18 protein-coding genes are annotated in these 20,559 nt (G+C 38.0%); 16 read left to right on the top strand and 2 right to left on the bottom strand.

Translation table 11 applies throughout. From position 1 onward, the window contains the following. The first annotated feature begins 121 nt into the window (after positions 1-121). The 8 genes from KTHG_RS08055 (at position 122) to KTHG_RS08020 (ending at position 8,409) form a co-directional block, all read left to right on the top strand. A complete protein-coding gene (locus KTHG_RS08055; RefSeq protein WP_139992647.1) occupies positions 122-1,279 on the top strand; it encodes a cysteine desulfurase family protein in 1,158 nt (385 codons plus the stop codon). Beyond that, on the top strand, positions 1,266-2,471 hold the full coding sequence (thiI, locus tag KTHG_RS08050; protein WP_139992645.1) for a tRNA uracil 4-sulfurtransferase ThiI: 1,206 nt from the start codon (positions 1,266-1,268) through the stop codon (positions 2,469-2,471). The genes KTHG_RS08055 and thiI overlap by 14 nt, the downstream gene beginning before the upstream one ends. 217 nt (positions 2,472-2,688) lie before the next feature. Beyond that, complete coding sequence (gene mbcS, locus KTHG_RS08045; protein ID WP_139992643.1) at positions 2,689-4,260, top strand: acyl-CoA synthetase MbcS; 1,572 nt, start codon at positions 2,689-2,691, stop codon at positions 4,258-4,260. 116 nt (positions 4,261-4,376) lie between these two features. After that, positions 4,377-5,270 (top strand): EamA family transporter RarD, encoded by an 894-nt coding sequence (gene rarD / locus KTHG_RS08040; protein WP_126989206.1) that lies wholly within the window; start codon positions 4,377-4,379, stop codon positions 5,268-5,270. Positions 5,271-5,290: 20 nt separating this feature from the next. After that, positions 5,291-6,313 (top strand): signal peptide peptidase SppA, encoded by a 1,023-nt coding sequence (gene sppA / locus KTHG_RS08035; RefSeq protein ID WP_139992641.1) that lies wholly within the window; start codon positions 5,291-5,293, stop codon positions 6,311-6,313. Between the two features lie 11 nt (positions 6,314-6,324). Continuing rightward, on the top strand, positions 6,325-6,843 hold the full coding sequence (locus KTHG_RS08030; RefSeq protein WP_139992639.1) for an RDD family protein: 519 nt from the start codon (positions 6,325-6,327) through the stop codon (positions 6,841-6,843). A 37-nt stretch (positions 6,844-6,880) separates the two neighbouring features. Then, positions 6,881-7,381: a thiol peroxidase gene (tpx, locus tag KTHG_RS08025; RefSeq protein ID WP_126989209.1), complete on the top strand. Its 501-nt coding sequence runs from the start codon at positions 6,881-6,883 to the stop codon at positions 7,379-7,381. Positions 7,382-7,470: 89 nt separating this feature from the next. After that, positions 7,471-8,409 carry a class I SAM-dependent methyltransferase gene (locus KTHG_RS08020; RefSeq protein ID WP_139992637.1) on the top strand — a complete coding sequence of 313 codons (939 nt, stop codon included), beginning with the start codon at positions 7,471-7,473 and terminating at the stop codon, positions 8,407-8,409. Between the two features lie 53 nt (positions 8,410-8,462). Here KTHG_RS08020 and KTHG_RS08015 read toward each other — a convergent pair whose 3' ends face one another. After that, entirely contained in the window at positions 8,463-8,912 is a 450-nt protein-coding gene (locus KTHG_RS08015; RefSeq protein WP_029499460.1) for a universal stress protein, read from the bottom strand. A gap of 280 nt (positions 8,913-9,192) precedes the next feature. On the opposite strand from KTHG_RS08015, the gene ald reads away from it, so the two are divergent. Beyond that, positions 9,193-10,311 carry an alanine dehydrogenase gene (gene ald, locus KTHG_RS08010; RefSeq protein WP_139992635.1) on the top strand — a complete coding sequence of 373 codons (1,119 nt, stop codon included), beginning with the start codon at positions 9,193-9,195 and terminating at the stop codon, positions 10,309-10,311. Between the two features lie 101 nt (positions 10,312-10,412). Here ald and KTHG_RS08005 read toward each other — a convergent pair whose 3' ends face one another. Continuing rightward, positions 10,413-11,495 carry a M24 family metallopeptidase gene (locus tag KTHG_RS08005; protein WP_139992776.1) on the bottom strand — a complete coding sequence of 361 codons (1,083 nt, stop codon included), beginning with the start codon at positions 11,493-11,495 and terminating at the stop codon, positions 10,413-10,415. Between the two features lie 218 nt (positions 11,496-11,713). Here KTHG_RS08005 and KTHG_RS08000 point away from each other — a divergent pair, with 218 nt between their 5' ends. The 7 genes from KTHG_RS08000 (at position 11,714) to accA (ending at position 20,528) form a co-directional block, all read left to right on the top strand. Further along, positions 11,714-12,394 carry a metal-dependent hydrolase gene (locus KTHG_RS08000; protein WP_139992633.1) on the top strand — a complete coding sequence of 227 codons (681 nt, stop codon included), beginning with the start codon at positions 11,714-11,716 and terminating at the stop codon, positions 12,392-12,394. 105 nt (positions 12,395-12,499) lie between these two features. After that, positions 12,500-13,810 carry a DRTGG domain-containing protein gene (locus KTHG_RS07995; RefSeq protein ID WP_139992631.1) on the top strand — a complete coding sequence of 437 codons (1,311 nt, stop codon included), beginning with the start codon at positions 12,500-12,502 and terminating at the stop codon, positions 13,808-13,810. Positions 13,811-13,913: 103 nt separating this feature from the next. Continuing rightward, positions 13,914-14,843 (top strand): DHH family phosphoesterase, encoded by a 930-nt coding sequence (locus KTHG_RS07990; protein WP_139992629.1) that lies wholly within the window; start codon positions 13,914-13,916, stop codon positions 14,841-14,843. Continuing rightward, positions 14,782-17,940 carry a DNA polymerase III subunit alpha gene (gene dnaE / locus KTHG_RS07985; RefSeq protein WP_370362752.1) on the top strand — a complete coding sequence of 1,053 codons (3,159 nt, stop codon included), beginning with the start codon at positions 14,782-14,784 and terminating at the stop codon, positions 17,938-17,940. The genes KTHG_RS07990 and dnaE overlap by 62 nt, the downstream gene beginning before the upstream one ends. Before the next feature lie 127 nt (positions 17,941-18,067). Beyond that, complete coding sequence (locus KTHG_RS07980) at positions 18,068-18,712, top strand: FadR/GntR family transcriptional regulator (RefSeq protein ID WP_139992627.1); 645 nt, start codon at positions 18,068-18,070, stop codon at positions 18,710-18,712. A gap of 3 nt (positions 18,713-18,715) precedes the next feature. Continuing rightward, entirely contained in the window at positions 18,716-19,579 is an 864-nt protein-coding gene (gene accD, locus KTHG_RS07975) for an acetyl-CoA carboxylase, carboxyltransferase subunit beta (protein ID WP_139992625.1), read from the top strand. Then, entirely contained in the window at positions 19,572-20,528 is a 957-nt protein-coding gene (accA, locus tag KTHG_RS07970) for an acetyl-CoA carboxylase carboxyl transferase subunit alpha (RefSeq protein WP_139992623.1), read from the top strand. The genes accD and accA overlap by 8 nt, the downstream gene beginning before the upstream one ends. Positions 20,529-20,559 lie beyond the last annotated feature (31 nt).

Genomic DNA, 20,559 nt, shown 5'->3' with positions numbered 1-20,559 from the left:
ATAAAAAATATCTGATGCACTTTTTTTATTGGTTCAAATTCCTGTTAAAGCACATTTTTTGTTATATAATATGTACTTAGCAAAAGACATATGTTTTTGTTAGAAGGAAGGAATTGACACAATGATTTATCTTGATCACAGTGCAACAACGAAGCCAAGCGCTGATGTCATGAAAGCATTCGTACAAGCAAATGAACGCTATTATGCCAATCCTGCGTCTCTTCATGAAATGGGCGTTGAAGTGAATGTATTACTAAATCGTTCTCGTGAACAAATAGCAGGGCTTATTCATACAGAACCTGAACATGTTATTTTTACATCAGGTGGCTCAGAATCAAATAATTTTTTAATTAAAGGAATTGCACGCGCAAATACACATCGCGGAAAACATATTATCGTTTCAAGTATCGAGCATGCTTCTGTTTTAGAAACAGCTCGTGCATTAGAAAAAGAAGGATTTCATGTTGATTATGTTGATGTCGATAAGCACGGTGTTGTTGATCTAAATGATTTAAAAGCAAAATTAACAAAAGATACAGTTGTCGTAAGTATTATGCATGTTAATAATGAGATAGGTGCTATTCAACCAATTGAAGAAATTGCAAAAATTGTTCATGAGGGCAGTCGTGCATTTTATCATGTAGATGCTGTACAAAGCTTTGGTAAATTGCCAGTTTACTTTAACGGTGAATTAGGTCCAGATGCGATTTCTGTTTCTGGCCATAAAATTAATGGGTTAAAAGGAACGGGGATTGCAGCACTTAGAAAACGTACAACAATCGAAGCAATTATTCACGGAGGAGGTCAAGAAATGGGCCTTCGTAGCGGTACGGTGGCTGTACCACAAGATGTTGCAATCGCAAAAGCAGCTCGTTTGGCGGAGCAGCATCGCACTGAAAATGTGCAACAGTATATAAAATGGCGCAATGCAATCCACACATTTTTAGAGCCTATGGAAGATGTGTATGTGCTTTCTTCAAATGAAGGAGCACCGCATATCGTATCATGTTCAATTCGTGGTATTAAAGGTGAAGTAATTGTGAATGCAATGCAACGTCAAGGCGTGATTGTTTCAACTTCAAGCGCTTGTCACTCAAAAGACAATCAAATTAGCCATGTTGTACAAGCCGTCGGGGTTCCAGACGGATTTGCACGTGGTGTTATTCGTATAAGCTTTGGGCAAGGTTTAACAGACGCAGATATTGAAAAATTTAAAGAGACATTTTCAAATGTCGTGAAACAAGTAAGAGGAGAGATTAAAACCCATGAAATGGCATGAGATTTTAGTACGTTACGGTGAAATTACGACGAAAGGGCGTAACCGTAATCAATTTATTAATCGTCTACGCGATAATTTAAAAAGCACGTTCAAAGATTTAGAAGGTATGAAAATTCGTTTAGAGCGAGATCGTATGTATATTAGCAGTCCATCAGATGACGATATGAATGCATTAATTGAACGCTTACCAGATGTGTTCGGTATTCAATCATTTAGCCCCGTAGCAGAATGTGCAACGGATTTAGAAGCAATGAAAGCATTAGGTAAAGAAATCGTTGCAGGTTTAAATTATAAAGGAAAATCATTCAAAGTGAATGTGAAGCGCTCATATAAAAAATTTGAATTAGAAACATATGAATTAAATCGTGTAATCGCAAGCCATGTATTAAGTGAATTACCAGGTATGACTGTTGAAATGAAAAATCCAGATATCGAATTACGTGTAGAAGTACGTGAAGAAGCCACATATATGTCAGTAGATGTGATTCCTGGCGCTGCTGGCTTACCTGTAGGTTCAAATGGTAAAGCCTTATTACTATTATCTGGTGGTATTGATAGCCCAGTAGCAGCTTATTTAATGATGAAACGTGGCGTAACAGTAGAAGCGATTCACTTCTTTAGTCCACCGTTTACAAGTGATCAATCGTTAGGGAAAGTAAAAGAATTATCTCAAATTGTAAGTAAATTTGGGGGTAAAATTCGTTTGCATGTTATTCCTTTTACAGAAATTCAACAAACGATTCAACAAGCGGTACCTAAAAATGTCACAATGACTACAACACGCCGACTGATGATGCAAGTAGCAGATTTAGTACGGGAAGAGACAAAATGTAAAGCGCTTGTTACAGGTGAAAATTTAGGTCAAGTAGCTTCACAGACGTTGGATAGCTTAGCAGCGATTAACGCAGTAACAAATACACCGATTCTACGTCCATTGATTACGTATGATAAATTAGAAATTATCGATATTGCGCAAAAAATTGGTACGTATGAAACGTCGATTATTCCATTTGAAGATTGCTGTACAGTATTTACGCCGGCGAATCCAAAAACAAAACCTCGTATAGAAAAATTGGAATACTACGAAAGCTTTACAGATTTTGATGAAATGATTGCAAAAGCGGTGCGTAATCGTGAAATACATGATTTCCCTAAGAAAGAAGTCAAAGCAGACTTTGATGATTTACTATAAGAAAAAAACTTTTCCGGAATCTCTCGAATTTTTTCGAGAGATTTTTTGTGTTTTAAACAGAAAAATATTCCTTTTTCGAGAAAATAAATGTAAAATATAAATGTATAAAAATTCCAATGATTTTTATATGACAAATGTTAGTACAAGGTACTAATGTTTAGTGTTAGTATGTGGTTAATTGATAAACGAATCGAGTTATTTATTAGGGGGAGTTCATATGGAACAAAAAGATCTTATCGCACCACAACGCTATAATTTAGCGGAGGAAATTCGTCGATTTGCAACTGGGGAAAACCGTACGGCACTAATTTATGAAGATGAAGCGGGCAACAAAAATCAGATTTCATATGATGATTTAGTAAAACGCGCTAACAAGGTATCACATGCATTACAAGCACAGGGGTTACAAAAAGGTGATGTCATGCTTGTTATGGTACCAAGATTGATTCAGGCATATACAATTTACCTAGCTGCCATTCAAGCAGGCATTGTTGTAATTCCAAGCTCTGAAATGCTTCGTGCAAAAGACATTGATTATCGCATTACACATAGCCATGCAAAAGCAGTGGTTGCGTATGCGCCATTAATTGATGAGTTTGAATACGCTGAGCATGTGGAAGGCTTAAAAAAATTCACGATTGGTGAAGCAGAAGGATGGATAAATCTTTCAACGTTTGCCGATGACTTTAGCGAAGACTTTGATGTGGCAGACACAAATAGCAAAGATACAGTCTTTCTTTCTTACACAAGTGGAACAACTGGTAACCCTAAGGCAGCAGTTCACACACATTCATGGGCATACGCGCATTTACGTACAGCATCACGTGCGTGGTTAGGTGCCGAAGAAGGTCGTGTTGTTTGGGCAACAGCAAGTCCAGGCTGGCAAAAATGGATTTGGAGCCCCTTCTTATCTGTATTAGGAACAGGTGCAATTGGCTTTATTTATAATGGTCATTTTGAGCCGAATAAATATTTACAACTACTACAAGATTATAAAGTCGAAGCATTATGCTGCACACCAACGGAATATCGTATTATGTCAAAAATCGAAAATTTAGGTGACTATGATTTAAGTCAGCTTCAAAGTGCTGTTTCAGCAGGTGAACCACTAAATATTGAAGTAGTAGATACATTCTTACGTGAATTTAATCTACTTGTACGTGATGGCTATGGTCAAACAGAAAATACATTACTAGTTGGAACAATGTTAGGTATGGAGCCTCGTCCGGGCTCAATGGGACGTCCGACTCCTGGGAATATTGTTGATATTATTAATGAAGACGGTGAACCTTGTTTACCAGGCGTTGTTGGGAATATTGCTGTCCATAAAACGACACCAGCATTATTTAAAGAATACTTTGAAGACCCAGAGCGTACAGCTAAACAATATATCGGTGATTACTACATTACGGGTGACCGTGCACGTAAAGATGAGGATGGTTATTTCTGGTTTGAAGGTAGACGTGATGATATCATCATTAGTTCTGGTTATACGATTGGACCATTTGAAGTGGAAGATGCGCTTATAAAACACCCTTCTATCTCAGAATGTGCAGTTGTCGCAAGTCCACATGAATTACGTGGTGCGATTGTAAAAGCATTTGTTGTATTAAAAGATACAGCTCGCCGCGAAGACCCCACGTTTGTTAAAGAACTACAAAACTTTGTTAAAGAGCATACAGCACCATATAAATATCCTCGCGCTATTGAATTTTTAGATGAATTACCAAAGACAGCATCTGGTAAAATTCGTCGTATTGAATTGCGTGAAGCGGAATATCAAAAATAGTAACAACTAAAAAAGCAGGTTTGTGTTCTCTCACACATAAACCTGCTTTTTGCTATTTACTTTTGTGAAACCAACTCCCTATAATAAACACATTGATTTAAAAAGGGGATGCTTGAATGCAATATGATAAACAAGGAATGATTGCGGCATTTATTGCGTATGTTTTATGGGGGCTATTCCCACTGTATTGGAAAGCATTAACGTATGTAGATAGTGCAGAAATTTTAGCGAGTCGCGTTATTTGGAGTTTTATTCTAACGCTTATTTTTGTTGTGATTTTACGAAAAGGCCATCAGTTAATTCGTGATGTGAAGGAGCTATGGCAGCATCAAAAAACATTTTGGACATTGGCTGTAGCAGCTTATTTAGTAACATTGAATTGGTTTTTATACATTTGGGCAGTCAATCATAATCACATTTTGGAAACAAGCCTAGGCTATTATTTAAACCCAATTGTTTCTATATTACTAGGCATCATTTTCTTAAAGGAGCGTTTAGCAAAAGCACAATTGGTTGGTGTTATAATAGCCGTTATTGGTGTTGCTATTATGATTATTAATTATGGTACAATCCCATATGTTTCATTTGGTTTGGCGCTATCATTTGGTTTTTATGGCTTATTGAAAAAGCGTATCCAATTAGATGCTACACGTGGTTTAGTTATTGAAACAGCATTTGTGTTACCTATCGCATTACTGTATTATGCTTATTTAGCAATTGAAGGAAAAATGTCATTTGGTATGGTAGACTTAAATACAACTGTACTTTTAATTGGCGGAGGCGCTGTAACAGCTATTCCACTTATTTTATTTGCAGTGGGTGCACAAAAAATCCCGCTTTATCTTGTTGGGTTTATTCAATATGTCGCACCTACCATGACGTTGTTATTAGGCGTCTTTGTATATGGTGAATCATTTGGTTCTGTAGAGATGCTGTCATTTGGCTTTATATGGCTAGCGTTAATTATTTTCTCTGTATCAACAATTGTAGAGGTACGGAAGCATCATTAATTGAGAGGGGTTTATTGAATATGAATGCAAAACGTTGGTGGGCAATCGGGATTGCAATTTTCCTATTTGTTGCTTCAACTGGTATTACAGCGATGAAATCACTTATGGCTCAAGATTTTAGTGGGCAGTTGACATCATTGTTAGATGAATCAGAAGAGGAAACATTATTTGAAGAAAAAACAGTAGCATCGGGTAATTTAGATTCTCGTATTGCTGTATTAACAGTAGACGGTACAATTCAAGATACAGGAGATTCTGCATCTCTTTTATCTTCAGAAACATATAACCATCAAGCATTTTTAGAGCAACTTCAACAAGTGAAAGATGACGAAACTGTAAAAGGTATTATTTTAAAGGTTAATTCACCAGGTGGTGGAGTCATCGAATCAAAGCAAATTTATGAAGCAATTAAAGCAATTCAAAAAGATCGTAAAATCCCTGTGTATTCTTCAATGGGCTCAATGGCTGCGTCTGGCGGTTATTATATTTCAGCACCTGCAGATAAAATCTTTGCAGATGAAGAAACAATGACCGGTTCAATTGGAGTTATTATGCAAGGTGTTAATTATTCAAAATTAGCCGAAAAATATGGTATTGAATTTGAAACAATTAAAACAGGTCCATATAAAGATATTATGAGTGGCTCACGTGAAATGACAAAGGATGAACGTAAAATTTTACAAGATATGGTCAATGAATCATACAACCGTTTCTTAAATGTCATTGCAGATGGCCGTGATATGTCAAAAGCAGATGTGAAAAAATTGGCAGACGGTCGTATTTATAGTGGTTCACAAGCTAAAAAAGTAGGTTTAGTAGATGAGTTAGGCTATGAGGAAGATGCGATTGCTTCAATGAAAAAAGACTATGATTTAAAAAATGCAGAAGTATTTGAATACACAGCGAACTCAGATTGGACATCGATGTTTGCAGTGAAAGTAAACTCCATTTTATCAGGTTCAGCTGATTCGCAAATAATCGGGAAATTATTAGCAAACTACAACAGTGCACCACGTATGATGTACTTATATGGTGAAGAGTAGGAGGGCGAATCATGGAGCAAACTTACGATACAACCTATGAAGCGAAGGTAGCGGGGTTTTGGATTCGTTTTTGTGCATATCTTGTGGACATTTTAATTGTTTGGGCTGTGTTGAAACTATTAATCGTACACAATTTATTTAGTATCACAGGTCTTGATAGTGTCACAGTGTGGGTATTTCAGTTAGAAGATATTGTAGCAGGTCTGTTATTTTATTTATATTTTGTCATCATGACAAAAATAAACGGTCAAACACTTGGAAAAATGATATTTGGGTTAAAGGTTGTTACGGATATGGGGACACCATTAACTTGGACGACTGTTATTGTACGAGAATGGTTTGGCCGCTATATTTCAGCCACCATTCAGCTACTTTATCTCATTGTGGCTATCACACCACAGCATAAAGCAGTGCATGATTATTTAGCTGATACGCATGTTGTTCATGAAAATACATTTAAATTAGTGAAAAAGAAGCAACTTCCTCCATTTACTGAAGTGAAAGAGTTGCAAGGTGAAGGGCAAGTTTAGTAAAATTGGGATAGATTATTTAGGAGGCGTTGTGAACATGGTACAAGTAACATTCGGTAATAACCCAGTCACTCTAGTTGGACAAGAAATTAAAGTAGGCGACAAAGCACCTGATTTTAAAGTGCTTGATAATGCGCGTGCTGAAAAAACATTAGCAGATTACGCAGGTAAAAAACTTTTAATTAGCGTAGTGCCTTCATTAGACACAGGCGTTTGTGATCAACAAACACGTAAATTTAACGAAGCTGCTAGTGAACTAGGTGAAGACTACAAAGTTTTAACAGTTTCTGTAGACCTACCATTCGCTCAAAAACGTTGGTGCGGTAATGCAGGCGTTGAAAACGTTGAAACATTATCAGACCATTATGCAGTATCATTTGGTGATGCATATGGCGTACACATGAAAGAACACCGCTTACTAGCTCGCTCAATCTTCGTAATTAACGAAGCAGGCGAAGTGACATATGTGGAATATGTATCTGAAGGTACAAACCACCCAGATTACGATAAAGCGTTAGAAGCATTAAAAGCACTTTAATCGTTATTACTTACGTTTTGAACGAGATGTCCTCTTGCATTTTTGGATGAGGACATCTTTTTCACGTTTAAAGGAGAACTTACTTAAAAATGGAAAAAATAGAACAATTATTTACGTTTATCGATAACACAGCAGGGAGTGTACAAGAGGCTAAAAATGTATCTTATTTAGAAGGTGTATTAGCCGCATTAAATGGCTGGTTAGATGGTGAAAACGTACCAGAAGGCGAATGGGAACGCAATGACATTCGTAAAGGAATTCAATTAGCCTTATTAAAAGGTATGCGAGAAAGTGCGCAAGTCAATCATCAAATGACACCGGATTCTCTAGGATTACTAGTAGGTTATTTAGTGGAACAATTCTTTGAAGAACAATTAACGAAAAAAGAAACAATTACAATGCTTGACCCAGCTGTTGGGACAGGGAACTTATTACTAACGGTTATGAATTTAATTGGTGATCAAGTAACAGGGGCGGGTATCGAATTAGATGATTTATTGATTCAACTTGCAGCAGCTTCTGCAGATTTACAACAGCAGCCAGTGGCGTTGTACCATCAAAATGCTTTAATGCCCTTATTAATTGACCCAGTAGATGCAGTTGTTTGTGACGTGCCGGTTGGTTACTATCCAGACGAAGAGTATGCAAACGCGAATTATACAATTCATGCAGAAGAAGGTATGACGTATGCGCATCATTTATTCATTGAAAAATCAATCAATCAATTACGTGACGGCGGCTATGCATTCTTCTTAGTGCCAAGTATGATTTTTGAATCTGAGCAAGCACGTCAGCTATTTACGTATATTAAAACAAATACGTGGATTCAAGCGGTTATTCAGTTACCTAGCACATTATTTAAAAAAGAACAAATGGCAAAAAGTATTTTTGTTGTACAGAAGAAATCAGCTACAGAAAAACCTGTAAAAGATGTGTTATTAGCAAAAGTGCCGAGCCTATCAAACCCACAAGCATTAGAGCAATTTTTCGCTCGTGTGCGTCAGTGGAAAAAGGATGAAGAAAAATAATAAAAGAGGATGCCATCCCCGGCATCCTCTTTTTTGTAGCTTTAAGGCAATTATTAAGCGTCTAATTCGCTTGGTGTACGAACAACTAATACGTCGCATTTTGCTGAGCGTACGATGTTAGCTGATACAGAACCGATTAGGAAACGTTCTACTGCGTTAAGACCAGTTGCACCACAAATGATTAAATCTGCTTCTGTTTTTTGAGAGATTTCTTTTGTGATCATTGTTTTAGGAGAACCGTATTCGATTACAGCTTCAGCTTTAACACCAGCTTGTTCTGCTTCAGCTTTGTATTCGCTTAATTTTTCTTCAGCAAATTCTTTCGCACGTTCTTGGATTGAACGGTCGTATGCTTCGATTGCAGCGAATGAACGTGTATCAATGATGTTTACTAAGTGTAATGTTGCATCATTACGTTTTGCTACTTCCACTGCTTTGTGAAATGCATATTTCGCTTCATCTGAACCATCTACTGCTACTACGATATTATTATAAGTTGCCATAACTAAATTCCTCCCTACTCGTTATATCCACATTATAACATTTTCTTTTGTAAAAGATAGGCTAAAAATTAACAGATAATTGAAGGAATATTGAACTTTATTGGTGATAATATTTTAATGCTATAGTAAATAGGAAATAGAAATAACGAAAACTTCTTTCAACCATTATTTTGAAATAGTTGATTAAAAAGGATGTACAAAAAAACACCACATGTTACAATGGAATTGCTTAACCACTATGGAAGCGCTTACTAAAGAAATTATTGGAGGCTTGACGCAAATGATTATTGGTGTACCTAAAGAAGTTAAAAACAACGAAAATCGTGTAGCAATGACGCCTGCGGGGGTAGTTCACTTAACAACATTCGGACATGAGGTTGTCGTGGAAACAAATGCCGGTGCTGGCTCAGCGTTTACAGATGAAGAGTATGTAGCAGCAGGGGCACGTATTGTTGATACGGCAGCAGATGCATGGAATGTTGATATGGTCATGAAAGTAAAAGAACCGATTGAGCAAGAGTTTGGTTTCTTTAGCGAAGGATTAATTTTATTTACGTATTTACATTTAGCTCCAGAACCTGAGTTAACAAAAGCATTAGTTGATAGTAAAGTGACAGCCATTGCATACGAAACAGTGCAGTTAGCGGATGGCTCACTACCACTATTAACACCAATGAGTGAAGTGGCTGGTCGTATGGCAACACAAATTGGTGCTCAGTATTTAGAAAAAATTCATGGTGGTAAAGGGATTTTATTAAGCGGTGTCCCGGGTGTTGAACGTGGAAAAGTAACAATTATTGGTGGCGGTCAAGCTGGTGAAAATGCGGCGAAAATTGCTGTAGGTATGGGGGCTAAGGTAACAATCTTAGACATTAATCCAGCTCGTTTACGCGAATTAGATTTAATTTTTGGTAGTGATGTACAAACATTAATGTCCAATCCATTTAATATTGCACAATCTGTAGCACAAGCTGATTTAGTTGTTGGTGCTGTATTAATTCCTGGCGCAAAAGCACCAACGCTTGTAAGTGAAGAAATGATTCAAGCGATGACACCAGGCTCAGTTATTGTCGATATTGCGATTGATCAAGGTGGTATTTTTGCGACAACAGATCGTGTGACAACACATGATGACCCTACGTATGTAAAACATGGGGTTGTTCATTATGCGGTAGCGAATATGCCAGGTGCAGTACCTCGTACATCAACAATTGCATTAACAAATGATACAATACCGTATGCGGTGCAAATTGCGAATAAAGGATATGAACAAGCACTGCTTGATAATGAAGCATTGAAAAAGGGCTTAAACATAGCAAATGGTTATGTAACGTTTGAAGCGGTAGCAGAAGCACTTGGCTATGATTATATTTCAGCAGATGTTGTATTAAACCATTAATATAAAAGAATAATTATAAAAAAAGAAGGACTTGCGCGTTGGGGCAAGTCCTTCTTTTTGTTGGAAAATAATAATGGAAGTAAGGTCAGGTGTTTATTTCATTATTTTGGTTCGATGATTTGTAATTCTTTCGGGAATGATGTTAATACGTCTACACCATCAGCTGTTACATAAACGTCATCTTCAATACGTACGCCAGCTGCATCGCCTTTGTAAATGCCTGGTTCGATTGTGAAGACCATGCCTTCAACAACCTCTTTTTCATTTGCACCGTGCATTGAGGGTTCTTCATGTACGCTAATACCTAAGCCATGGCCCATACGGTGTGTATAATATTCGCCGTAACCAGCATTTTCGATAACATCGCGAGACGTTTTATCTAAATCCATTGCGCGAACACCTGGTTTAACCGCATTGATTGCTGCTTCATTTGAGGCACGTACTGCTTCATAAATTGCGCGTTGTTCATCATTACGTGGTTCGCCAAATGCGACTGTACGCGTGATATCAGAACAATATCCTTCATAGATAACACCTAAATCAAATAATACTAAATCACCTTTTTGGATTTTTGTATTACCTGGTGTGCCATGTGGAGAAGCAGCATTAAGACCTGTTAATACCATTGTATCAAATGACATGTAGTAGCCTTTTTTCAAAATTGCTGTTTCGATTGCAGATAAAACTTCGATTTCTGTTTTACCTTCTGCTAATTCATCACAACCAACTTGAATGGCATAGTCTGCTAATTTGGCAGCTTCACGCATTTTTTCAAGTTCGTCAGCAGATTTTACAAGGCGCATACCTGCAATTTTGGCATCTAAACCGCTAATTGTTACGCCAGAGAAAATCGCTTCTAATAATTCTAAACGTTCTACAGTTACGTGTGATTTCTCAATTGCTAAAGTTTGAACTGTTGCGTATTGGGCTGCTGTATTTTTTAAGATTTCCCAAGCATTTTCTTTGTCATCATGACCTACCGCTTTAAAGTTCCAACCAGCTGCTAATGCATCAGGTACTTCCATTTTAGGGCAAATCATAAATGGATCTGCATCTTTAAACACCATTACACCAAGTAAGCGCTCATGTGGATCGCTTTTAAAGCCTGATAAATAAAATACGTTATCTGGTGTTGTGATGAATGCTGCATCGATATTTTGTTCTTTTAAATAAGTTTGAATCATTTCTACTTTAGTAGCCAATGAAAAAACCTCCTTATGAAAATTGAGTTGTCCTCACACATAATGGGTATAAGGTAAAAGGACCGTTTTGTTCTGACCTTTTATGTTATATACAAAATGCTCACTTCATAGTGTATCAAAAAAAAGGAAAAATGAATAACGGCAACGAATTAAATATAGTAATGAAGGTATTAAAAAAAGTTTTACTAGGAGGCATAAAAATGAAAGTAAGTTATCATGGACATTCAGTAGTGAAAATTGAGACAAATGGCAAGACAATTTTAATTGACCCATTTATTAACGGCAATGATCTAACCGATTTAAAGGTGGGTGATCAAAAACCGGACGTTATTATTTTATCTCATGGCCATAATGATCATGTTGGCGATACGGTTGAAATTGCAAAAGCGAATGATTCACTTATTATTGCACCAGATGAATTATGTACATTTTTATCTTGGAAAGGCTTAAAAACACATCCGCTACATATTGGTGGCGCCGCGCAATTTGATTTTGGTAAAGTGAAGCTGACACAGGCATTCCATGGCTCCTCTTATACAACAGAAGATCAGCAAATTGTTTACACAGGGATGCCAGCAGGGATTTTATTATTTATTGAAGATAAAACGATTTATCATGCAGGCGATACGGCTTTATTTAGCGATATGAAGTTAATTGGAGAACGTCATCCAATCGATTTAGCTTTTTTACCGATTGGGGATAATTTTACAATGGGACCTGAAGATGCGGCGACAGCGGTTGAATTTTTGAAACCAAAAACAGTTGTGCCAATTCACTACAATACGTTCCCATATATTAAACAAGATCCACAACAATTTGTAGAGTTAGTTCATTCTTCGGAAGTGAAAGTGCTTTCAGCTGGAGATGAAGTAGAACTATAACAGAAAATCAGCGGAATTACAGCTTTTTCGCTGCCAAAACTACGTGATTGTTGTTAAGTTATGGTACACTAAAAGGTAGAAAGACGTTGGAAATTAGGTGATTTTTTGGTTACAAAACATGAGAAAATTATTCAGTACATCGAATCTCTACCAGTAGGTGACAAGATTTCAGTACGTCAAATCGCAAAAGACATGGCTGTAAGCGAAGGAACAGCATATCGCGCGATCAAAGAGGCGGAAAATAGAAGACTTGTTAGTACGATTGAGCGTGTAGGAACGATTCGTATTGAAAAGAAGAAAAAAGAAAATATTGAACGGTTAACGATGGCGGAAATTGTTAATATTGTGGATGGACAAGTTCTTGGTGGCAAGGGTGGTTTACACAAAACATTAACGAAATTCGTTATTGGTGCCATGAAAATGGACGATATGATGCGTTATACAGATGCCGGGAGTTTATTAATTGTCGGTAACCGTAGTGATACGCATGAAGCGGCATTAAAAGCTGGCGCAGCTGTATTAATTACAGGTGGCTTTGATGCATCGGAAAGTACAAAACAATTAGCAGATGAATTAGAATTACCGATTATTTCATCAAGTTATGACACGTTTACAGTTGCTACAATGATTAATCGAGCCATCTATGATCAATTAATCAAAAAAGAAATTCTGTTAATTGAAGATATTGTCGTAGCCATTCAAGACACCTCTTATTTAAAGGTAAATGCGACGGTTGAAGATTTCAATGAATTGAATTCACAAACAACGCATGGTGGTTATCCAGTCGTTGATAAGCATCAAAAAATCGTGGGGATTGTGACGTCAAAAGACGTAATTGGTAAGCAAGAAAATGAATCAATTGACCGTTTAATGACGCGTAATCCGATTACAGTTACAATGAAAACAAGTGTCGCAACAGCTGGTCACCGTATGATTTGGGAAGGCATTGATTTATTACCAGTTGCAGATGAGCATGGTGTTTTACAAGGTGTTGTCAGCCGTCAAGATGTTTTAAAAGCATTGCAAATGGCACAGCGTCAGCCACAACATGGTGAAACAATCGATGATTTAGTGAAAAATGAAATTCAAATGTCTGAAGATTTCATGGATACAGTTGTTGATTTTACGGTGACACCACAAATGACGAATCAGTTTGGTGCCATTTCAAATGGTGCATTTACAACACTATTAGTAGAAGCAGGTGCGCAGGCGTTGAAAAAAACGAAGCGTGGTGAAAGTCTCGTTGAAAATATGACGATTTACTTCATGAAACCTGTTCAAATGGAAAAACAAGTACGTGTCGTACCACGTATTCTGAATTTGAGCCGTAAAGTGGTTAAAATGGATTTTGAAGCATTTTCTGATGATGTACTTGTCGCAAAAGCAATGATTACATTCCAATTGTTAGAACGCTAAAACATAAAAAGGTAGGCAATTTCGATTTTATCGAGGTTGCCTACTTTTTAATACCAAGGTTTTCCTTTAAAATGAAAGAAAAAGATGTTAGGGAGATGATTTTATGAAGCAAGAGATTATCGAGAAAATTGAACAATATGATACGATTATTATTCATCGTCATGTACGTCCAGATGAAGATGCATATGGCTCACAATTAGGATTAGCATCATTATTACGCACGAACTATCCACATAAAATGATTTATACGACAGGCTTACATAGTGCACCGCTTGATTATTTAGGGAAACCAACAGGCGTAGATGATGCGGCATATGAGGGAGCATTAGTTATCGTAACGGATACAGCGAATACAGACCGTGTAGACGATCACCGTTATACAACGGGTGCTTATTTAATTAAGATTGATCATCATCCAAATGAAGATAAGTATGGTGATATGCGCTGGGTGAATACGGATGCGAGCTCATGTTCAGAAATGATTTTTGATTTGGCTAAAACAGCTGAATGGACATTAACCGCTGAATCAGCACGTTATTTATTCGCCGGAATTGTAGGGGATACAGGGCGTTTCCAATATCCAAGTACAACTGAATTAACATTTAATACAGTTGCAGAATTAATTGACTATGATTTTGACCGCTCGGCATTATTTAATGGCATGTATGAAGTATCATGCAATGTATTACAACTACAAGGTTATATTTATCAAAACTTTTCAATGGACGACAATGGTGCAGGATATATTAAGCTAACGAAGGAGCTATTAGCGCAGTTTGATGTAACGGTTGAGGAAACCAATAATCTTGTCCCTTCACTAGGAAATGCAAAAGGTATTGTTGCATGGGCAATGTTTGTAGAGGAGGACGATCAAATTCGTATTCGTTTACGTTCAAAAGGCCCAGTAATCAACACAATTGCGAAACAGTTCCGCGGAGGTGGTCACCCTGTAGCAGCGGGAGCGACGATTTATGATTGGTCAGAAGCGGATGATGTTATTCAAGCGATTGAAGCGTTATGTAAACAGCAGTAAAAGAAAAGAGGTTGATACGATGAACGTCGTCTATACAGAAATAGTTACGGCCGCGGATATGTTACAAAGTACGATTCGTATCGATGAATTGACACAAAAAATGACACAGCAACAGGTCCAATTGGCAGCAATCACCAATTCAAAGCTTTATGGTGTGCTGCCTTTTTGGCATGCGTTAAAAAATGCAGGTTTGTCGCCAGTTATTGGCTTAACATTGCATGTAACAGTGTCACAACATAGAAGACAGCTCATTGTTTATGCGAAAGATGTCCAAGGTTATGGGCAATTATTAAAATTATCATCTGCTAGTTCGTTACGTGAACATGGAGATATTCCACTTAAATGGCTACAAGGCTACCGAGTAGGATTAAAAGCAATGATACCATTATGCGATGCAACATGGTTAAGTGACCCGAAAGAAGATTTAGCAACGTTAAAAGCTTTATGGCTAGAAGATTGCATTGCTGGAGTCGCGCGTCCTGGGGGGCATAAATCGATAGAAGAAACGTATTACGAGGAACTTTGTAGTAATTTGAATTTACCGATAGGTGCGACACATAGAAGCACATTTTTAGAACAAGAAGATGTATTGGCATTTGAAATTGCGCAGGCAATTGAAAGTGGTCAAAAGTTAAATGAGCGAGAAGCATTGGAAGAAACCGCTCGTTATCAATATGTACCAACGGCGCAGCAACTAACGGAATGGTTTATAGATCGCCCCATGTGGCAAACCCAAATGTATGATTTTTTAGCAGATTGCCAATTAGAGTTGCCGGCTGTGACATTTCATATGCCTAAATTCCCATTAGCTGAAGCGGAAACCGCGGAAAGTCGCTTAAAACAGCAATGTGAAGCGGGCCTTGTCAAACGCTTTGGACAAATTACAGCGGATTATGCGGAGCGACTACGCTATGAATTATCAATTATTAATAAAATGGGCTATGCAGATTACTTTTTAATTGTGGCTGATTATATTGAGTATGCGAGAAAGCGCGGGATTTTAACAGGACCCGGTCGTGGGTCATCAGCAAGCTCCCTTGTTGCGTATGCAATGCGAATTACAGATATTGATCCATTAAAATATGGCTTATTATTTGAGCGATTTTTAAATCCAGAGCGTGTGACGCTACCGGATATTGATGTCGATTTCGCCGATCATCGTCGACAAGAAGTGATTCACTATGTAGCTGAAAAATATGGCGCAAATTATGTATCGCAAATCATTACATTTGGTACATTGTCTGCAAAAGCAGTGTTACGTGATGTAGGGCGGATGTTTGGCTTAACAATGGAAGAATTATCACACTTATCTTCTCTTGTACCATCTAAGTCAGGTTCTACCCTTCAACAGGCATTAGCAGAAGGCGGTCTTAGACAGTGGCGTGAGCAAAGTCCACAGCATGACAGCATCGTTTCGGTAGCACTTCGTTTAGAGGGACTACCACGAAATGCTTCTACTCATGCGGCAGGTGTCGTATTGTCACCGGAGCCACTTGTTGAAACAGTGCCAATTGAAAAAGGGCATGAAGGATTGTATTTGACGCAGTGGCCAATGCAAGAAGTAGAGCAAGTAGGCTTATTAAAAATGGACTTTTTAGGCTTGCGTAATTTAACAACCCTTGAAATGATTCGAAATATGATTTTTGCGGACACTAGGAAAACATTAAAATTCGAAAAAATCCCATTACATGATGCTAAAACATTTGAATTGCTACGTCGTGGCGACACATTAGGTGTATTCCAGTTAGAGTCGACTGGTATGCGAGAGGCATTACGGGAAATCGCACCAACGCAGTTTACAGATATTATTGCAATCAATGCATTATATCGTCCAGGGCCAATGGATTTTATTCCGGTTTATGCACGTCGTAAGCATGGTATAGAAACGGCCGAAATGCCACATGAAGCATTGCGTCCTATTTTAGCTGAAACGTATGGTGTCATCGTATATCAGGAGCAAATTTTACAAATTGCCAGCCGCTTTGCTGGTTTTACCATGGGCGAAGCGGATTTATTACGCCGAGCAGTTAGTAAGAAGAAACGTGAAACATTAGATCAAGAGCGTGCACATTTCGTTAAAGGAGCTTTAAAGCAAGGCTTTGATCAAGATATTGCAAATAATATCTATGATTTAATCGTTCGTTTTGCGGATTATGGGTTCCCAAAATCCCATTCTGCTGCCTATAGTGTAATCACATATCAAATGGCCTATTTGAAAGCGAATTTTGCACCATACTTTTATGCAGCCTTACTGTCTTCGGTTCTTGGAGATAAAGACAAAACAACAGCTTTTATGCAAGAGATGAAGGAGCGTGGCATTAAGCTATTACCACCATCGATTACGAAAAGTGGCAAGGGATTCCATGTTGAAAATGGGGATGTTCGCTTTGCATTAGGCGCGATACGGGGCGTGCCTAATACATTTTTAGAGGAACTAAATTATTTGCGGAAAAACGAGCGTGCTACATGGACCAATTTATATGCGATGGCTGCAGATTTTCCAGCAAAACAATTTAAAGAGGCAGCGCTTGAGCCATTAATTAAAGCGGGCGCATTCGATGAATTTGGAAAAGACCGCGCCGTACTTTTAGCATCGATTAAAGGGGCCATTGCACAAGCTACTTTACAGTCAGATTTAGCAGATGAGAGTGAAGATTTTCAAGATATTGCTTTATTTGGAACACCTAAGTACGCAAAAGCAGAGGCCATGACAGAAAAACAAAAGCTAGAATACGAAAAAGAAGTGCTCGGGTTTTATTTATCACCACATCCTATTATGTCGTTAAAAAAATCGCTTAGTATTGATAGTGTAACGACAAAAGATATTAGTTATGCAAATGCAGATTCTCATGTTCAATTGATTGCACTTATACAAAGTAAAAAACAGATTCGTACAAAAAAAGGAGAGCCAATGGCCTTTTTGCAATTAGAAGATGAAGAAGGAAGTATCTCATCAACACTATTCCCACGCGATTATGCAGCGGTGATGTCGTGGGTTGAAGAAGAGATGACGGTTATTGTACGTGGTAAAGTAGAACGACGTAATGGTAAGAGCCAACTCATTATCAAACAAATTGAACGTATTTTAGAAGTTTAAATTACTACTAGGTATTAAAAACTGTGCTTTTGGCACAGTTTTTTCTTTACGAATGGAATATTTTTCGGTATGCTAATAAAAAGTGGTCAGACCACTTTTGTTAGCTATTTGCTAAGGAGAGATCGGGATGACAGAAAATCAATCAAAATCAAAAGTGTTTATTGAAACAGTGAATGACTTAAAAGGAATTATTCAAGAAGAAGGAATTAAACCAGGTGATAAATTACCTTCAGAGCGTGTGTTAGCGGAACGACTAGGCGTGGGGCGTTCGTCGGTTCGTGAGGCACTGCGTAGTATGGAATTACTTGGCTTAATTCAAACGCGCCAGGGTGGAGGCACCTATTTATCGGATTATCGTAATCACCAACTTGTTGAAGTGCTTGCACAGTTTATTTTGCCAGATGAAGCTGAAAGTGGTTATGTTTTTTCAACACAGCGCATTTTAGAGCGTGATGCTATTTGTATGGTAGCGCTGGATGAAAACCTATGTAAATCGCCGGTATGGGAAAGTCTTTTACATAATGTAATCGAAGGTCAAACGGTCATGCGTGAAGATATTATTCGCGAAATGATTGTGGCGACGAACAATCGTCTTGTTTATAAAATTTGGTTATTGCTAAATCAATATGCACTTCGTCCGTATCAAGGTACTACGACGGAGAACGAAAAAGTTCATTTAGAGCGATTTTTAAGCAATTTACGAATGGGCCAACCTGCCTTAGCGCTTGAAGCGTATGAGGAATGGGTAGACACATTAGCGAAGGAGCGATAGTTTATGAATATTCGAGAGATTTTTAAAAAAGGCAAAAAGAAAAAACATTTTGCAATGCCGCATGATGACGCGCGTTTAACGGAAGATTTGTTAAACTGTGAAAAATGTAATCATGTAATGAAAAAAGCAGATTTTACGGAAGTATTTGGGGTATGTGACCGTTGTGGCCATCATCATAAAATGCATGCACAAGATCGCTTGGCAATTACGCTAGATGAAGGCTCATTTGTGGAGTTAGATGCTTCGTTAGATTCAGCCAATCCATTAGAATTTCCGGGTTATCTTGAAAAAGTAAAAGCTGATCAACAAAAAACAGGCTTAACAGAAGCGATTGTTACAGGAAAAGGTAAAATTGGCGGCGAACAAGTAGTCGTTGCTGTAATGGATGCTCATTTTCGCATGGGATCGATGGGATCAGTTGTAGGGGAGAAAATTACACGTGCAGTGGAAACAGCAACGGAACTTGGGGTACCGTTTATTATTTTCACAGCAAGTGGTGGCGCACGTATGCAAGAAGGGGTATTGTCATTAATGCAAATGGCAAAAACAAGTGTTGCGCTTAAACGTCATGCGGATAAAGGGTTATTATTTATTTCAGTAATGACGCATCCAACAACAGGTGGTGTGTCAGCAAGTTTTGCATCAGTAGGAGATATCAATTTAGCAGAACCACAAGCTTTAATTGGCTTTGCAGGTCGTCGAGTGATTGAACAAACGGTACGCGAGAAACTGCCAGATGATTTCCAAACAGCAGAGTTTTTATTAGAGCATGGCCAACTAGATGCCATTATCGAACGTAAAAATATGCGTCAAACATTAAGCACATTTGTGAAATTACATACGAAAGGGGCAGCACATCATGGCTAAGCAACCACTATCATTTGAAAAACCATTAATTGAGCTTCGCGCCAAAATTGATGAATTAAAAAAATTAACGACAACAGAAGCGCTAGATTTTAGCGAAGAGATTGCACAGCTAGAACAGCGCTTCAGCGTTCTTGAGAAAAATATTTACACAAACTTAAAACCTTGGGACCGTGTGCAAGTAGCACGTATGGCAGATCGTCCAACAACGCTTGAGTATGTGGAATTTATATTTGATGATTTCATTGAGCTACATGGTGATCGTCAGTTTGGCGATGATGCAGCAATCGTTAGTGGGATTGCGTCATTGAACGATGTGCCTGTTACAATTATTGGTCATCAACGTGGCCGTGATACAAAAGAAAATGTCCGTCGTAACTTTGGGATGCCACACCCAGAAGGCTATCGCAAAGCACTACGCTTAATGAAACAAGCAGAGAAATTTAATCGTCCAATTGTGTGCTTTATTGATACAAAAGGCGCTTATCCAGGTAGTCAAGCTGAAATGCGTGGGCAAAGTGAAGCAATTGCACGTAATTTAGTCGAAATGGCGGGCTTAACTGTACCGGTAATTAGTATTGTCATTGGTGAAGGGGGAAGTGGTGGCGCACTAGCATTAGGTGTTGCCAACCGTCTTCATATGTTGACGAATTCAACATTTTCTGTTATTTCACCAGAGGGGGCAGCTTCTATTTTGTGGCGTGATGGTTCAAAGGCACAGCAAGCCGCAGAGGCAATGCGTATTACAGCGCCCGATTTAAAAGATATGCATATTATCGATGAAATTATTCCAGAAGTATTAGGTGGGGCACAAAAAGACCCGAAACAGCAAGCTACATTTGTGAAAGAAACGCTCGAAAAGTCCTTAACAGAGCTGTTAGCGCTTTCAAAAGAAGAATTAATTGAGGACCGATATAAAAAATATCGAGAAATCGGTATTTTTACACAATAATTATTTCCAAACTGACAAGAAATCGGTATGA

Origin of the sequence: Kurthia sp. Dielmo, from assembly GCF_000307285.2 — a bacterium.
GTDB classification, from domain to species: Bacteria; Bacillota; Bacilli; order Bacillales_A; family Planococcaceae; genus Kurthia; species Kurthia populi.
This window is presented reverse-complemented; position numbering and strand designations above follow the sequence as displayed.

What these genes read in the sequence shown, in the direction of transcription:
- KTHG_RS08055 (WP_139992647.1), top strand. Translation starts at nt 122, where the DNA reads ATGATTTATCTTGATCACAGTGCAACAACGAAGCCAAGCGCTGATGTC.
- thiI (WP_139992645.1), top strand. Translation starts at nt 1,266, where the DNA reads ATGAAATGGCATGAGATTTTAGTACGTTACGGTGAAATTACGACGAAA.
- mbcS (WP_139992643.1), top strand. Translation starts at nt 2,689, where the DNA reads ATGGAACAAAAAGATCTTATCGCACCACAACGCTATAATTTAGCGGAG.
- rarD (WP_126989206.1), top strand. Translation starts at nt 4,377, where the DNA reads ATGCAATATGATAAACAAGGAATGATTGCGGCATTTATTGCGTATGTT.
- sppA (WP_139992641.1), top strand. Translation starts at nt 5,291, where the DNA reads ATGAATGCAAAACGTTGGTGGGCAATCGGGATTGCAATTTTCCTATTT.
- KTHG_RS08030 (WP_139992639.1), top strand. Translation starts at nt 6,325, where the DNA reads ATGGAGCAAACTTACGATACAACCTATGAAGCGAAGGTAGCGGGGTTT.
- tpx (WP_126989209.1), top strand. Translation starts at nt 6,881, where the DNA reads ATGGTACAAGTAACATTCGGTAATAACCCAGTCACTCTAGTTGGACAA.
- KTHG_RS08020 (WP_139992637.1), top strand. Translation starts at nt 7,471, where the DNA reads ATGGAAAAAATAGAACAATTATTTACGTTTATCGATAACACAGCAGGG.
- KTHG_RS08015 (WP_029499460.1), bottom strand. Translation starts at nt 8,912, where the DNA reads ATGGCAACTTATAATAATATCGTAGTAGCAGTAGATGGTTCAGATGAA.
- ald (WP_139992635.1), top strand. Translation starts at nt 9,193, where the DNA reads ATGATTATTGGTGTACCTAAAGAAGTTAAAAACAACGAAAATCGTGTA.
- KTHG_RS08005 (WP_139992776.1), bottom strand. Translation starts at nt 11,495, where the DNA reads ATGATTCAAACTTATTTAAAAGAACAAAATATCGATGCAGCATTCATC.
- KTHG_RS08000 (WP_139992633.1), top strand. Translation starts at nt 11,714, where the DNA reads ATGAAAGTAAGTTATCATGGACATTCAGTAGTGAAAATTGAGACAAAT.
- KTHG_RS07990 (WP_139992629.1), top strand. Translation starts at nt 13,914, where the DNA reads ATGAAGCAAGAGATTATCGAGAAAATTGAACAATATGATACGATTATT.
- dnaE (WP_370362752.1), top strand. Translation starts at nt 14,782, where the DNA reads ATGATTGGTCAGAAGCGGATGATGTTATTCAAGCGATTGAAGCGTTAT.
- KTHG_RS07980 (WP_139992627.1), top strand. Translation starts at nt 18,068, where the DNA reads ATGACAGAAAATCAATCAAAATCAAAAGTGTTTATTGAAACAGTGAAT.
- accD (WP_139992625.1), top strand. Translation starts at nt 18,716, where the DNA reads ATGAATATTCGAGAGATTTTTAAAAAAGGCAAAAAGAAAAAACATTTT.
- accA (WP_139992623.1), top strand. Translation starts at nt 19,572, where the DNA reads ATGGCTAAGCAACCACTATCATTTGAAAAACCATTAATTGAGCTTCGC.